Source organism: Paenibacillus sp. CECT 9249, assembly GCF_918697855.1.
Taxonomy (GTDB): domain Bacteria; phylum Bacillota; class Bacilli; order Paenibacillales; family Paenibacillaceae; genus MSJ-34.
Map to the genome: position 1 here is coordinate 101,344 of NZ_CAKKLI010000009.1, position 15,622 is coordinate 116,965.

15 protein-coding genes are annotated in these 15,622 nt (G+C 52.0%); all 15 read left to right on the forward strand.

Features of this window, described 5'->3' with window-relative positions; all coding sequences use genetic code 11:
• Positions 1-36 precede the first annotated feature (36 nt).
• Positions 37-1,686 (forward strand): extracellular solute-binding protein, encoded by a 1,650-nt coding sequence (locus LQ229_RS09850; protein WP_230191615.1) that lies wholly within the window; start codon positions 37-39, stop codon positions 1,684-1,686.
• Positions 1,687-2,112: 426 nt separating this feature from the next.
• Positions 2,113-3,090, forward strand: a complete 978-nt coding sequence (locus LQ229_RS09855) for a GNAT family N-acetyltransferase (RefSeq protein WP_216538673.1) — start codon at positions 2,113-2,115, stop codon at positions 3,088-3,090.
• A 109-nt stretch (positions 3,091-3,199) separates the two neighbouring features.
• The gene (locus LQ229_RS09860; RefSeq protein WP_230191635.1) at positions 3,200-4,057 is read left to right on the forward strand and encodes an ABC transporter permease subunit; all 858 of its coding nucleotides are present in this window, start codon (positions 3,200-3,202) and stop codon (positions 4,055-4,057) included.
• Positions 4,058-4,076: 19 nt separating this feature from the next.
• A complete protein-coding gene (locus tag LQ229_RS09865; protein ID WP_230191616.1) occupies positions 4,077-4,964 on the forward strand; it encodes a carbohydrate ABC transporter permease in 888 nt (295 codons plus the stop codon).
• Between the two features lie 56 nt (positions 4,965-5,020).
• Positions 5,021-6,622, forward strand: coding sequence for an extracellular solute-binding protein (locus LQ229_RS09870; RefSeq protein ID WP_230191617.1), 1,602 nt, complete (start codon positions 5,021-5,023; stop codon positions 6,620-6,622).
• A gap of 12 nt (positions 6,623-6,634) precedes the next feature.
• On the forward strand, positions 6,635-8,290 hold the full coding sequence (locus tag LQ229_RS09875; protein ID WP_230191618.1) for a DUF4855 domain-containing protein: 1,656 nt from the start codon (positions 6,635-6,637) through the stop codon (positions 8,288-8,290).
• A gap of 40 nt (positions 8,291-8,330) precedes the next feature.
• A complete protein-coding gene (locus LQ229_RS09880) occupies positions 8,331-9,386 on the forward strand; it encodes a Gfo/Idh/MocA family oxidoreductase (RefSeq protein ID WP_216538668.1) in 1,056 nt (351 codons plus the stop codon).
• A 92-nt stretch (positions 9,387-9,478) separates the two neighbouring features.
• Entirely contained in the window at positions 9,479-10,324 is an 846-nt protein-coding gene (locus tag LQ229_RS09885; protein ID WP_216538667.1) for a sugar phosphate isomerase/epimerase family protein, read from the forward strand.
• Positions 10,325-10,355: 31 nt separating this feature from the next.
• On the forward strand, positions 10,356-11,228 hold the full coding sequence (locus LQ229_RS09890; protein ID WP_216538666.1) for a sugar phosphate isomerase/epimerase: 873 nt from the start codon (positions 10,356-10,358) through the stop codon (positions 11,226-11,228).
• 75 nt (positions 11,229-11,303) lie between these two features.
• Positions 11,304-11,996, forward strand: coding sequence for an N-acetylmannosamine-6-phosphate 2-epimerase (locus tag LQ229_RS09895; RefSeq protein ID WP_216538665.1), 693 nt, complete (start codon positions 11,304-11,306; stop codon positions 11,994-11,996).
• 12 nt (positions 11,997-12,008) lie between these two features.
• A complete protein-coding gene (locus LQ229_RS09900; RefSeq protein WP_216538664.1) occupies positions 12,009-12,452 on the forward strand; it encodes a hypothetical protein in 444 nt (147 codons plus the stop codon).
• A gap of 465 nt (positions 12,453-12,917) precedes the next feature.
• A complete protein-coding gene (locus tag LQ229_RS09905; RefSeq protein ID WP_230191636.1) occupies positions 12,918-13,493 on the forward strand; it encodes a MarR family transcriptional regulator in 576 nt (191 codons plus the stop codon).
• Positions 13,494-13,514: 21 nt separating this feature from the next.
• Positions 13,515-14,057, forward strand: coding sequence for an acyl-CoA thioesterase/BAAT N-terminal domain-containing protein (locus LQ229_RS09910; RefSeq protein WP_230191619.1), 543 nt, complete (start codon positions 13,515-13,517; stop codon positions 14,055-14,057).
• Positions 13,979-14,788 (forward strand): acyl-CoA thioester hydrolase/BAAT C-terminal domain-containing protein, encoded by an 810-nt coding sequence (locus tag LQ229_RS09915; protein ID WP_230191620.1) that lies wholly within the window; start codon positions 13,979-13,981, stop codon positions 14,786-14,788. The genes LQ229_RS09910 and LQ229_RS09915 overlap by 79 nt, the downstream gene beginning before the upstream one ends.
• Positions 14,789-14,800: 12 nt before the next feature.
• Complete coding sequence (locus LQ229_RS09920) at positions 14,801-15,613, forward strand: MBL fold metallo-hydrolase (protein WP_216538662.1); 813 nt, start codon at positions 14,801-14,803, stop codon at positions 15,611-15,613.
• Positions 15,614-15,622 lie beyond the last annotated feature (9 nt).

The following is a 15,622-nucleotide window of genomic DNA, read 5'->3' on the forward strand; positions in this document are numbered from 1 at the left end:
ATTTTGCGTCAGCGACGGGAAAGGGAGGGAAACGCGATGCCGATACGCAAAGCGCTGCCGCTGCTGTTGTCGATGATGCTTCTGGCGGCGCTGCCCGCTTGCTTGCCAATCGCCGAAACGGCGGCCGACAAGGACGGATTGCATCATCAAGACGCCGAAACGGACGTTATCGATCCGTTCCGGTTGCCGGAGCCGGTCGAAGTGACCATGGTCAAATCGGTCAGACCCGATTTGAAGCTGCCGCCCGGCGATACGATCGAAGACAATTTGTTTACTAGATATCTCTATGATAAGACGAATGTAAAATTTAAAATATTGTGGTACGCTTCGGGCAACGACTACGATCAAAAATTCAATTTGGCGCTGGCCAGCGACGATTTGCCGGATGCGATGATCGTGGACGAAAAAACGTTCCGCATGATGGCGAAAGACGACTTGCTTGAAGATTTGACGGAAGTGTACGATAAGTACGCCTCGCCGCTACTGAAGGAAATATACGGCGCGACGCGTGGAGAAGCGTTGGACAACGCGACATATAACGGCAAATTAATGGCAATCCCGAATATATTGCCGAAGGCGGATTCCTATCCGCTCGTCTGGGTTCGCAAAGACTGGCTTGACCGATTGAAGCTGGCGGAACCGAGAACGCTTGAGGACGTGGCGGCGATTGCGCAAGCGTTCATCGAACGGGATCCGGACCGCAACGGAATTGCGGATACGATCGGAATGACCGGCAACAGCAAAGCGATCACATCGGGCGGGTATACCGAGGCCCATGATTTCAAAGCGGTGTTCAACGCATTCGGCGCTTACCCGAATATTTGGCATCGGGATGCGGAGGGCAAGCTCGTGTACGGCTCAACGACGCCGGAGGCGAAGCAAGCTTTGGCGCAAGTCCGGAAATGGTATGCCGAAGGTTTGATCGATCAAGATTTCGCGCTGCGCAAAAATCCGTTCGAACTGGTGAATCGCGGACAGACAGGCGTCTTCTTCGCGCCGTGGTGGGCTCCGTGGGAGATCGGCGAAGCGGTCCAGAACGATCCCGCTGCGGATTGGAGGCCTTATGCCATTGCCGGCAACGACGGAAAATATCATGCGACGATGGTTCCGATGAGCGGCAATTTTCATGTCGTGAAGAAAGGGTTCAAGCATCCGGAAGCGCTGATCGTCAATTTGAATTTACAAACCCGTTTCGGCCGCGAACCGACGGAGGACGATTTGCAGCTCGACGTCACGTATATCGAGATGTTTCCGTTGATGCTGTCGGTCGAATATCGGGATGCCGTCAGCCGCAAACACGACGCTTTGATGCGGTCGATTCGGGGCGAGACGGCGCCGCAGCAATTGTCCCAAGAGATGCGGTCGATTTACGAGCGTTACTTGCGCGATCAAGCGAACCCCGGGGCGAACGCGGGCGATTGGGCGCCTTCCCATGCCTATCGTTATTCGGGCGCCGCGCTCAAGCGGACATTCCACGAAATGAAGCCGTTGTTCACTGCGTCGACCCCGACAATGGAGAAGAAGTGGGCGAAACTGCAAAAGCTTGAAAACGAAACGTTCTTCAAAATCGTGCTGGGCGAAGAGCCGATCGAAGCTTTCGACCGATTCGTCGTGGAATGGATGGCGCAAGGAGGCGCGCAAATATTGAACGAGATCGAGCAGGAACTAAGGGGCGAATATGAATAGATGCCGAAAAGGCTTGATGGCCGTTGGATTGTATCCAACGGTTTCTTTGTTGTGGGCACGAATGCGGCCTTCTCATTGAAATCTATCCAACAGAATCTTCGAAATATGTTGAGAAAAAGAAAAAATGCGGGATTCCATTGGACTTTTTCCAATCGAACTTCCATTCGCGCCATAAACTAGGCATTGTTATTGTACGTTTTCCAATAGAACAATGGGCGAGGTCCGGAAAGTCGGTGCGAATCGGTGCAATTTCGTCTTCGAAACGTGCACTTTCGTCCAAACGGCCAAGAAGCCGCGACGAAAGTGCACGAAACAAAGACGATCTGCAGCCGCCGCGGGAGGTTATTTTTTTTACAATGAATAAAGCGCCGGTGAAGACGAGCGAAACAAAACGATACGATGACCGGCGAATGGAGGAAGGACGCAATGAAATTAGTACCGATCAATGAACATACGATTCGGCCCCTATGCGAGTTATGGAACCGCGAAATCGGCGGCGAATTTCCGATTCGCGAAGCGTTGTTCCGGCAGAACAGCATCCGCGACGCCAACGTGGTTGAAGCCGGTTCATGGGCCGCGCTTGCCGACGACGGGCAGAGCGTAGCCGGATTTGTCGTCTCGAAGATATGGCGGGAGCAGATCGAGCCGCTGCGGTTGGGCGAGGGAATGGGGTGGATCTCCGTCCTGCTCGTCGGCACAGCCTGGCGCGGGCAAGGCATCGGGAGCCGGCTGCTGGGAGCGGCCGAGCAGGCGCTGCGGCAATACGGCGTCCGCCAAATCCATATCGGCGGGGATCCGTGGCATTACTTCCCCGGGGTTCCGAAAGGCGACGCCCAAGCGGCAAGCTGGCTGGAACGAAGGGGTTACAAGTATCAGAACGACGTATACGACGTGTACCGCAATATGATGACGGAGCATCCGCCAGACTTTCCTTCTTTCCGGGACGGCGCGAGCTGTGTGTTGCTTTCGCCGGAACGGAAGGAGGATTTTCTCGCTTTTTTAGAGCGATGTTTTCCCGGCCGATGGTTGTATGAGGCCGTCAAATATTTCGAATACGGCGGCACGGGAAGAGAATTCGTCGTATTGGAGCGCGAAGGGGAGATCGTCGGATTTTGCCGGATCAATGACGCCGCTTCTCCGGTCATCGCGCAGAACACGTATTGGGCGCCGCTGTTTCGGGAGGAACTGGGAGGGATCGGGCCGCTCGGCGTAGACCCGGATTGCCGCAACCGCGGCTACGGGCTTGCGCTCGTGCAGGCGGCGATCCGCTATCAATACGACAACGGGATCCGCCATCTCGCTATCGATTGGACCGGCATTCCCGACTTTTATCGAAAATTGGGATTTGCGCCGTGGAAGACCTATGGCGTCTACTGCAAATCGACGCAGACAGAAGCAGGCTGACTCGTCGTCTAACATTACTTCTAGGGAGGCGAAGCAATTGGGTGGAACGAACCGCCAAAGGTCCGGCTCATGGGCCAAAGATCTGTTGTCGAACAAATGGCTGTACATTATGTTTATACCCGCGTTGATCTGGTATGCGCTGTTCGCTTATTGGCCGATGTACGGATTGATCATTTCGTTTCAGAAATACAACATTGTCAAAGGAATCGCAGGCAGCGATTGGGTCGGGCTCAAACATTTTATCGCGTTTTTCAAAGACCCGTTCTTCCCGCGCCTGATGCGCAACACGATATTGCTGAACGTATACGGGCTCGTATTCGGGTTCCCCATTCCGATCTTGCTGGCGCTCTGCTTTAACGAAATTCGCAATGTCGTTTTCAAACGAATTACGCAAACGATCAGTTATTTGCCTTATTTCATTTCCACGGTCGTTGTCGCCGGCATTGCGCTCACGTTTTTGTCGCCGACAACAGGGGTCATTAATGCGTTTCTGGAAAGATTGGGCGTGGACGCCATCCATTTCTTCCAAGAGCCGGGCTGGTTCCGCACGGTGTATACGACGCTCGGCATTTGGCAAAGCGCCGGCTTCAGCGCCATTATCTATTTTGCCGCATTGTCCGGCATCAGTCCGGAGCTGTATGAAGCGGCCCGCATCGACGGAGCGAATCGCTTCAACCAGCTTCGATACGTGACATTGCCGGGAATGATGCCGACGATCGTCATTATGTTCATTCTGAACCTTGGCAGCATGCTGGGAGCGGATTTCCAGAAGATCATCCTGCTGTACAATCCGACGATCTATGAAACGGCGGATGTGCTCAACACTTATGTATACCGCAAAGGGTTGATCGATTTCAACTACGGATTCGCCACGGCGGTCGGATTTTTCCAAGGGGTCGTCGGATTCGTTCTCGTCTATGCCGCGAACTGGATCAGCCGCAAAGTGAACGAAACTTCCCTGTGGTAATCGTGAGAGGAGAAATGTTATGGCAACCGTTATACGCAAAAAAGACTGGGCGGACGTTTGTTTCAATATTGCGATTTACGCTTTTATCGCGTTCGTTTGCTTCGTCACCTTGTATCCGTTCTATTATATTATCGTCGTTTCGTTAAGCGAGACAGGGCCGGTCATGAAGAACGAAGTGTTTTTCTGGCCCAAAGGGTTCAATCTGGCGGCATACAAAACGGTTTTGAATTATGACGGCATCGCGCTGGCGTATTTCAACACCATTTTATATACCGTGGCAGGCACCCTGATCAGTTTGCTGTTCACCGCGCTTGCCGCCTATCCATTGTCGTGCCGGGAATGGAAAATGCGAGGGCCGGCCACTATTTTTCTGGCGATTACGCTTTGGTTCAGCGGGGGGTTAATCCCTTTCTATCTGGTAGTGCGCAATATGGGGCTGCTCGATACGCGAATCGGAATTTTGCTGTACGGCGCGGTATCCACGTTTTACGTCATAATCATGCGCACCTATTTCAGCAGTTTGCCGACAGAACTGAAAGAGTCCGCGAAAATCGACGGGGCGAGCGAATTGCGCATCTTGTTTCAAATTATCGTTCCGTTGTCCAAGCCGGTATTCGCGGCGCTTGGATTGTATTACGCGATCGGAAAATGGAACTCGTTCTTCTGGGAATCGATCTTCCTGAACAATGAAAAGCTGATGCCGATGCAGGTCATCTTGATGCGGATTATCCGCAACAGCGCCTTCGACAAGGAAATGAAGCAAGCGCTGTTGCTCGATTCGGGCGTGCTGCCCCTTACGATCCAATATGCGGCCATTATCGTCACATCGTTGCCGATCATTCTCATCTATCCGTATCTGCAAAAGCATTTTGTGAAAGGGGTGATGATCGGCGCGATCAAGAGCTAGCAATGACGGCGGCATTCGGAACTTGGCTTGCAAACATGAAAGGGAGGGGTAAGCAAATGAATCAAAGATGGAAGATGATAGCCGTTTGGGCGATGGCGCTGCTGCTTGTCTTAACGTCGACGGCTTGCGGCGGAACGGACAAGGGAAGCGCACCGGAAACCGGGAATAACGGGGACAATGCGAAACAGGAAACGCAGGAAAAAACGAAATTATCGTTGTTTATCGTCAGCCGTTCGCCCGATGCGCTGTATACCAACGATACGCTGACCTGGAAGACGATCGGGGAGAAGTTCAACGTCGAATTCGACTTCATCACCGGCGACAACACCACGATGTCGGAAAAATTCCGGTTTACGATGGCTTCCGGCGATTATCCGGACATCGTGGCCGGGCAATTGAAAGACATGAATCAATTCGGCAAGGACGGGGCGTTTATTCCGCTGAACGACTTGATCGAACAGTATGCGCCGAGCATCAAGAAGCATGTGATCGACGACAAGGACGCCTTTATGCAAACTTCGGACGATGAGGGGATGATATACGGCGTGCCGATGATGTCCGCCATCCGCACTTCGAGCGGGCCGATGGTTCGCCAGGATTGGCTCGACCGGCTCGGATTGCCGATGCCGGAGACGATCGACGAATGGCATGCGACTTTGAAAGCGTTTAAAGAGCAGGATGCGAACGGCAACGGGGATCCGAACGATGAAATTCCGTTTGACGCGGAGGCCGAAGGCCACTGGTTTATCGGATTTTTGGACGCTTGGGGTTTGAATTGGGATTGGGACAACCGCTGGACGGAAGAGAACGGGAAGCTGATCTACACGCCGACCGATCCGCGTTTCAAGGAGTTTCTGGAAGTGATGAACCGTTGGTACGGCGAAGGCTTGCTGGATCGGGAATTGATGACAAGACAGAAAACCGATCTGGACACGCTCCTTTTGAACAATCGAGTCGGCGCCACCAACCATTGGATCGGACATATCGCCGGATTCAAGAACAAGGCGGAAGCGCAGCAAATCGAAGGCTTCGACTACCAGGTAGCGCCTCCTCCGGTCCTGAACAAAGGCGACAAGCCGCTCACGCATAAGCAGCAGAAAAGCGTCATTCAATTAGGTTGGGGTATTACGGCCAACAACAAGCATGTCGACCTGACGATGAAAATTTTCGAATACGTCAATAGCGACGAGGGGCAGATTTTGTTCAACTTCGGCAAAGAAGGCGATACGTACACGCTCGACGCGAACGGCGATTATCAATATACGGACAAGGTGACCTCGAGCCCCGACGGCATATATAACGGATTGCTCCGTTTCGGCGGCCAAGCGTGGATCGGCTTCCGCCAGCATCCGTATTACGAGAAATTGATTGCGGACGAAGATTCGTTCAACCAAATGTACAGTTATATCGAAAAGGATTATTTCCGTCCGCCGTATCCGACGTTGAAATATTCCGAAGAAGACAGCGAACGGTTCGGCGAACTGACGACGCAGCTGAATACTTACATCGACGAGATGGTGTCGAAGTTCGTTATCGGACAAGTGCCGCTCTCCAAATTCGACGAGTTCGTCAGCCAGTTGAAAAAGCTGGGGCTGGACGAGTTGCAGCAAATTCAAGACCGCACTTATGACCGCTATAAAGAAATGATCGGACAGTAAAGGAGGATGCGAATGAAAGCACAATGGGGAACAGGCATGTTGGCGGCTGTTATGCTGTTTGCGAACATCTCTCTCGCATCGGCGGAAGAAGCGGAGCAGTCCCGCGGCGCGATGCGCAATTTGGCGCTGGGCAAGTCTTACTCCGTCTCGCAGCCGCCCGATTCGCAATATAGCGACGACGGAACAAAGCTGACGAACGGCAAGTATGGGGCGGCCGCTTACGAGGACGAAGCCTGGGTCGGATTTTACAAGGGGAATACCCGCGAAGTGACGATCGATTTGGGAGCCGCGAATTCGATCGCCGCCATTAAAGCCAACTTCCTGCAAGCTCCGTCCGGCGGGGTGCAATATCCGAACGTGACATCCATTTCCGTCTCCGACGACGGCAAGGACTGGAACGCATTACGGCATGAAGGCGCCCCGTCCGCCTTCTGGCTCGCCGACCCGCCGACGTATTCGTATGAATGGGACGGCGCCAGGGACGGGGTTCCGGGCGGCAACAAGCACGCGTCCATGGCATACGCCCGTTATGTGAAAGTAACGTTTACGACGAATGTGTGGGTGTTTCTCGATGAAATTGAAGTGTGGGGCTATGAAGGGAAAGTGAAGGGAGCCCATAAGGCGAAATCCGAACAGCCGCGTTATTTGGAGCCCGGCAAGCGGACGACGGACGGGATTGGCGATATGGTGCTGCTGTACAACGGCCATTACCCCGACGGTTTGGGCGAGTGGACGAAAGAGAAAATCATTCCTTATATCAGCTATGTCGATCGGCAAGGACAGCCGCAAGATTGGCTGTTCGACGGCGTACTGTATTTAGGGCTGAGCTCGCCGGAAGGCAGAGCCTTCGAGATGTCTTTCAACGGGTCTGCCTTCGAAGATTGGCAATGGTATTTGGATAAGACATTCGCCCCGGACGGCGATATGGACCAGCTTAACGAGGCGGTGCGGGACGTGTCGCGCACGCTCGGGAAGAAGCAGGTGCCGTTTCCCGTGGTGCTGATGATCCCGTATCCGGCAGAGCCGCAGACGAATTTCGGCGATGTGGACGGCGACGGGATCGGCGAAAACTTTAGCGCAGCGGAAGTCGGGGCGGAAGCTTCCTTGGCCAACAAGAAAAAAGCGGTCGGCTGGTATATTGACGAAGCGTTGCGGCGCTGGAAGGACAAAGGGTATTCCCATCTGCAATTAAGCGGACTTTACTGGCTGAATGAGGAAGTGGCGCCGGACGGCACCCGCGATTCGGAATTGATCCGTTTTGCCGCGGATCGCGTGCATGACGCAGGCTTGAAATATTATTGGATTCCGCGTTACCGGGGATATCATTTTCATGATTGGAAGAAACTGGGATTTGATGCCGTAGCCTATCAATCGAACCACTTCTTCCAAGACAGCGACCGTACCCGAATCGACGACGCGGCCCAATTGGCGAAAGCGCTCGGCATGGGCGTGGAAATCGAATTCGACGAGAGGATCAACGAGGATGCCGGCTTTGCGAAACGCATGCTGGACTATCTCGAAGGCGCCAAGCCGAACGGTTACGATCGCAAGACGTTCCGCGGATACTATCAAGGAAACAAGGCAATCCTCGATGCGGCGCTAAGCGCCGATCCGGAAGCGAGGGCCAACTATGAGAAGATATACCGGTTTGTAAAAGGAAAGGATTAACATTTCCGCGACGCGATAGAAATAGAGGAGGAGAGAACACATGAGCAAGATTAGAATCGCCGTCATCGGAGCGGGCAGCATCTCCGACGTGCACCTGAACGCGTACAAAAATAACAAGGAAACGGAGATTGCGGCGATTTGCGACGTAAACGAAGAACGCGCAAGGCAAAAAGCGCAAGCGTATGGGGCGGGCAAAGCGTATGCCGATTACCGGCAAGTGCTGGCCGATCCCGACATCGACGCGGTCAGCGTCTGCACCTGGAATAACAGCCACGCGGAAATCAGCATAGCCTCTTTGCGGGCCGGGAAGCATGTGCTCTGCGAGAAGCCGCTCTGCAAAACGGTGGAAGAAGCGCTGGCGGTGGAAGCGGCCGCGAAGGAGAGCGGGAAAACGTTGCAGGTCGGCTATGTCAGGCGTTTCGGCATGAACGCGCAAGTTCTCAAGCAATTTGTCGATGCCGGGGATTTGGGCGAAATCTATTACGCCAAAGCGTCATGCCTGAGAAGATTGGGCAATCCCGGCGGCTGGTTTGCCGATACCGAACGTTCCGGCGGCGGCCCGCTGATCGATCTGGGCGTGCATGTCATTGACATCGCCTGGTATATGATGGGCAAGCCGAAGGTGAAATCGGTGACGGGCAATACGTATAAGCGGCTCGGCAATCGCGGCAATATCCGGCACCTGTCGTATTATAAAGCCGCCGATACAGGCGGCCCCAATACGGTCGAGGATATGGCCAATGCGCTCATCCGCTTCGAGAACGGCGCTTCCTTGTTCGTGGATGTCAGCTTTGCGCTGCATGCGCAGGAAGATCATATTTCCGTCAAGCTCTACGGGGATCGGGGCGGAGCGGAATTGGAACCGAAACTCGCAATGGCGACGGAAAAGCATGACACGATGCTTAATATCCATCCGCAAATCGATGCGCTTACCTTCGACTTCGCGAACGGGTTTCAGAACGAAATCGATCATTTTATCGATTGTTGCCAAGGGCGGGCAGAGACGATCTGTCCGGTGGAAGACGGCGTAGAGATGATGAAAATGTTGAGCGCGATTTACGAGTCCGGGGCCAGGGGCGCGGAAATTCGCTTGTAAAGGCAAGGAAATCAAATGGGCGAAATGCAAATTCAATTCCATGGCACCGCGGCGGCGGACGGCATGATATTACGAATAGGGAGTGACCGGCAATGAAGTTGGGAGTTAGCTCTTACAGCCTGCAAGGAGCGGCGGAGCGCGAGGGCATGACGATATTGGATATGATTCGTTGGACGGCGGAACTCGGCGGAGAGCATGTGGAGATCGTTCCGATCGGCTTCGATCTCGTGGAGCGGCCGGAACTGGCGGCGCAAATTCGCCAGACGGCGGAGGAAGCCGGCATCGAATTGTCCAATTATGCAATCGGAGCCAATTTTATGAAAGGTACGGAAACGGAATACGCGGCCGAAATCGAGCGCGTGATGAAGCATGTCGATGCCGCCAGGCAGCTTGGCGTGACACGGATGCGTCACGATGCGGCGTGGCGCCCGACGGACGAAATATCGGTCGACGATTTCGAGCGCGATTTCGAAGCGCTGGTTCGCGCATGCCGTACCGTCGCGGAATATGCCGGACAATTCGGCATCGTCACGAGCGTGGAAAACCACGGTTATTATATTCAAGCAAGCGAAAGGGTGGGACGTCTCGTTCGGGCAGTCGATCGCGAACATTTCCGCACGACGCTGGATGTAGGCAACTTCCTCTGCGTCGACGAGAACCCGTCGATCGCGGTACGGAACAACATTCCGCTGGCTTCGATGGTGCATGTGAAAGATTCCCGCAACCCGGGCGAAGGCTGGTTCAAGACGGCGTACGGCAATTACTTGCGCGGCGCGATCGCAGGACATGGCGACATCGATATGTACGAAATCATTCGCATCGTGAAACGTTCCGGTTACGACGGATATATATCGATCGAATTCGAAGGAATGGAAGAATGCAAATCCGCCATAAAAATAGGAATGGAAAATATCCGGCGCATCTGGGATGAAGTATAACGACGGTTTACAAAAAGGAGAGTGGAAAGACATGAAATTAACCAATCCTATCGGCGTGATCGTGGACAGCTTCCGGCTGCCTATAAGGGAAGGATTGCGCAAAACGCAAGAAATAGGGGCCGACGGCGTGCAAATTTATGCGGTAGCGGGAGAAATGGATCCCGATGCGTTAAGTTCGGCTGCGCGCAAGGAGCTTAAGGATTATATTCAATCCTTGGGGCTGGAAGTTTCCGCATTGGTCGGAGATTTGGGCGGCCACGGTTTCCAGGATAAAGAACAAAATCCGTCTAAAATCGAAAAGTCGAAGCGAATTCTCGATCTGGCCGTGGAGCTCGGGACGAATGTCGTGACGACGCATATCGGGATCGTGCCGCATGAGGAAAACGAAGTATACGCCGAAATGCAAAAAGCGTGCGAAGAATTAAGCCTTTATGCAAACTCCATGAACGCCCATTTCGCGATCGAAACCGGGCCCGAGACGGCCGAACATTTGAAGTCGTTCCTGGATACGCTGAGCGGCAAAGGGGTAGCCGTCAACTTCGATCCGGCGAATATGGTGATGGTGACGGGGGACGATCCGGTGCAAGGCGTCTACACGCTCCGGGATTATATCGTCCACACGCATGTGAAGGACGGCGTCCGCTACAAGGAGGTCGATCCGCGCGAAGTATACGGCGCGCTGGGATACGAGCCGATGGACCACGGCAAAATCGCCGAGATGGTCCGCTCCGGGCAAATGTTCAAGGAAGTGCCGCTCGGGGAGGGCAAGGTCGATTTCGATGCCTATTTCCATGCGCTATCGGACATCGGGTATCGTGGGTATTTGACCATCGAACGCGAGGTAGGCGATCAGCCGGAGACCGATATTCGCAAGGCAGTCGAATTTATTAAGAGATATCGCTAATTGGGGATGACAGGCATGAAAAAGCAACTTTGAAGTCTGCCTGAAAGTGCATGTTGCCGAAAGGGAGGGACGGCCGTGAATCGAACGCTATTCGAACGGCTTAGAAACGGGCTGATCGTTTCATGCCAGGCGTTGGAGCATGAACCGCTTCACGGGGCGGATACGATGGCCAAGATGGCCAGAGCGGCCGAAATGGGCGGAGCGGTTGCGATTCGGGCCAACGGCGCGCAAGATATCGCGACCATCAAACATGCGACGAAGCTGCCGACGATCGGGCTCGTCAAGAGAGAATATGCCGACAGCGAAGTCTATATTACGCCCACGCGGATAGAGATTGAGGAACTGATCGACGCGGGAGTCGATCTCATTGCTCTGGATGCGACGCGGCGCGCAAGGCCGAACCGGGAAACGCTCGAGTCGTTGATCGCTTATATGAAGGAACGGGGCCAAACGGTTATGGCCGACATATCGACGCTGGAAGAAGCGATGTACGCCGCCTCGTTGGGCGCGGATTGCGTATCGACAACGTTGTCGGGATATACCGCGTATTCCCCGCAGTTGGAAGGACCCGATTACGATTTGGTCAAGAGCGCGGCGGAACGATTGACGATTCCGGTTTTTGCGGAAGGGAGAATCGGTACGCCGTCTCAGGCCGCGCATATGCTGACGCTCGGGGCCCATGCGGTCGTCGTCGGCTCTGCGATTACGCGCCCCCAGTTGATTACGAAAGGATACGCCGCGGAGATGAGGAAGGCGTTGACGCGCTAGGAGGCGGTGAAATTGAAACATTCGTATTTATTCGAAGAGGGCCATTGGAAGGCGACAGGCCGTTATTACGATCAAGAAGGAAATCAAGTTGAAGTTTACGCGGAGACGACGATTAGACATATGGAGAAGGAATGGATTTTGGATGGATATATGGAGTTGCAATCGGAGCATCCGGTCAAGATTTTCAATACATATTCCATCGATCCAATACCGGCCCGCGCAGAATTCACGACATGGACATCGGAAAATCCGGCCTTGGGAACTTTGTCCGGAAAATTTATGATGATAGGAGATACGATATTATCGGCATATGTTTCCGAGAACGGTTTATATTCCGGCTCGGAATGTTTGGTTAAGATAAACGATCGTCAATACGCGAACAGAGGCTTCGCCTTCCATGGCGAGATGAAATTATCCTCATGGGAAGTAACGCTGGAACGGATTTCGTTTGCATAATACGCGTCTTGTCAAGCTTTGAAGGACAGGCGATGCAAACTGCTCGCGGGCAGCCGTTCGTCGTCCCGTAAACATCGAACTTCTTCGCATTCTGTCTGGCATCGGCCAAGGCAGGGTTGGAGAAGTTCTTTGTTTCTATAGATTGCTCCCTAATGGCGCAAACGAAACTGACAATCCTTATTGGGCTCAAAATGAAGACGTTCCCAAGCTAACGAAAGTACGCATCGTTATTCAGCGAAAATCGACGGTTTTACCGCCTCTTTCCTCTCATTAGCGTGTTACAGTTTCGTTACACGAGAAACTAGGTAATTTACAGACTATTAGCGTGTTTATGTTTCGTAAGCCTGACGGGTCGTCAGCCGCTGCGGCATGATGAAATTAGTAAACATGTTGACAAAATTACATGAGTCTGTTACAGTCTATATTGTCAACATGGTGACAATATAGAGAGGATCGATTCGAATGATGGAATATTCCAAAGCGCTAAGAGACTTATATTTAATGCAGCAGATATACGCCACTTTTTTTTCCGTGACGAACAAGCTGCAGACGCAAGGAGACAACTATTTTGAGAAAGTAACGTCGCGGCAGTACTTGATCATGCTGGCAATATCCCATTTGCCGGAGGATGAAACAACGCTTATTAATATTGCAAATAAGTTGGAAACGAGTAAACAAAGCGCCAAAAAGCTGATCGACAACCTGGAGCAAAAAGGGTACCTCGTTACGATGCCAAGCAAACGGGATAAGCGCGCCATTAACGTGACCATTACCGAAACGGGCAAAAAGGCGATGATGGAATGCGGCGAGATAGCGGTTACCCTGATGGCGGACACGTTCAACGATTTCACAACAGAACAGCTCGAAACGTTATGGGATTTATTAAAACGATTGCATGGTGTGAAAGACGAAGAACAGGTTGCTTTTGAAGAAGATGTGAATTATAAATTCGAACATTTGGAAGGGTTTCAAGAGGCGCAGACTCGGGCGTTGAAGCGGTTTGTCACGCGGAGAAAGAGGCTTGTAAACGGCAAAGAATGAGAAGGATGGAGGTTTACAAATATGAAATTACATATAACGCCGGCAATTGGGTTGATCGATGAGAAGATTGCGATTCAGGTCGCGGAATTGCCGCCGGGAGGAAAGCTGAAAGTTACCGCATCCATGCATTTTCCATGGGCGCCCAGCGAAAAGTATGAGTCATTCGCTTGGTTCATTGCGGACTCAAACGGCCATGTCGATTTGTCCAAACAAAAACCCGATTCCGGGACTTACGATTATATCGATAGTATGGGCCTGATTGCTTCGTTGCGCAAGACGAGCAGCGGGGGAGCGAATATTGCCCGGCATATTTCAATCGATCGGAGCGTCATGATTGATATGGTGTGCGAATGCGAACAAGATCGGAAATGCGTACGCCTGGAACGCTTGTTCCTATTGCCCGAAGTGAAGAGACAACAGGTTGCCGATGAATTTCGGGGAGAGTTGTTCTACACCGACAATAGAATCGTAATACGATTATCCTATTGGGCGGATCGGACGGAGAGCGGAGCGCTCTTTCCCTTCTGGCCGGACCGCTGGCGTCCAGAGGCTTTCATGTACTGACCGTCGGATATTTTAACGAAGAAGGATTGCCTGCGAAGCTCGAGGAGGTGCCTCTCGAATATTTTGAGAAAGTGTTTGCATGGCTGAAAAACAACCCGTTAACCCGTACCGGCGAAATCTATGTCCATGGCACGTCCAAAGGAGGAGAATTGGCGCTGCTTCTGGCTTCACGCTATAATGTCATTTCCAAAGTTGCGGTTTCCGCGCCTCATGCATATTGTTTTCAAGCGTTGGACGGCCTGGCGAGCGGCAACCTTGTTTCGTCGTGGTCATATAAGGGAGTGTCATTGCCTTTTATTCCGGTCGACAATGATATTTTTTACGAGCATCATCGCATTTGCCTGGAACAGAACAAGCCTTTCGGGTTTGCTTCCACCTACAAGACGAGTGTGGAAAGGGCCGCCAATAAAGAAGACGCGCGAATCAAAATCGAGAATGCGCATGCGGATCTATTATTCATTGCAGGCTGCAAAGACAATGTGTGGAATACGTACGATGCATGCGTTGAACTCATGGATATTTTGGAAAAACACAACTATAAATATAACTACAAGCTTTTGGCGTATGAGGATTTAGGGCATTCGTTGCCCATTCCGTATACAATCCCTTTGAATGAAACGTTGAACGTGAAAATGGGGGAAGGGGTTTTTACTTGCGGCGGAACATTGGAAGGGAATTGCTACGGTCAATCCGATTCCTGGCGGAAAACAATCGAGTTCTTTATGAATTAAAGGAGTGATTGGATGTTTACGATTGAAAAAAGCGGAGAAATATTGCATGTAAACGGTATTTTCATGGCAAAATGTACGATATCTGTTCCCGGCACTTCAATAACTGTGTATAGTTTTAATATCGATGGTGTGTTAATCGATACGGGGGCTCGATCATTACATGAACAATTTCAGCCATTTTTCGAACAAGCCGATTTCGACCAAATCATGCTGACCCATTTCCATGAAGACCATACCGGGAATGCGGCTTCTTTACAGCAATATCGGGAAATTCCGACTTTTATTCATCGGATGTCCACTCACCTTACGGAACGGTCTGCCCGCTTACCTATGTATCGTCAAGCATTTTGGGGGCAGCCTGAAGTTTTTACATCCCAACCTCTCGGCCAATCATTCGTATCCCGGAACGATACATGGGAAGTCATCGAAACGCCCGGGCATACGAAAGACCACATGTCTTTTTATAATCGCGACAGAGGGGCCATATTCACCGGGGACCTATTCGTAACCCCGAAAGTAAAGGTTGTCCACATTGATGAGAATATCGTTTCGACACTGGACTCATTAAAAAAAGTGCTAACGTATGATTTTGAACATATGTATTGCTGTCATGCAGGATACGTAAAGGACGCAAAAAAATGGATTCAGCTTAAAGTCGATTATTTAGAAGAAATAGAGGGTAAAATACTCGCTTTTTCAAAACAAGGAAAAGAAATAAACGAAATTACGGCGGAACTTTTCCCAACGCCGTATCCGATTATAGCCGCCTCCAACACCGAATGGTCGCCCGTTCATATCGTGCGTAATTTTCTAAATAGAGGGTAGCAGCCAATC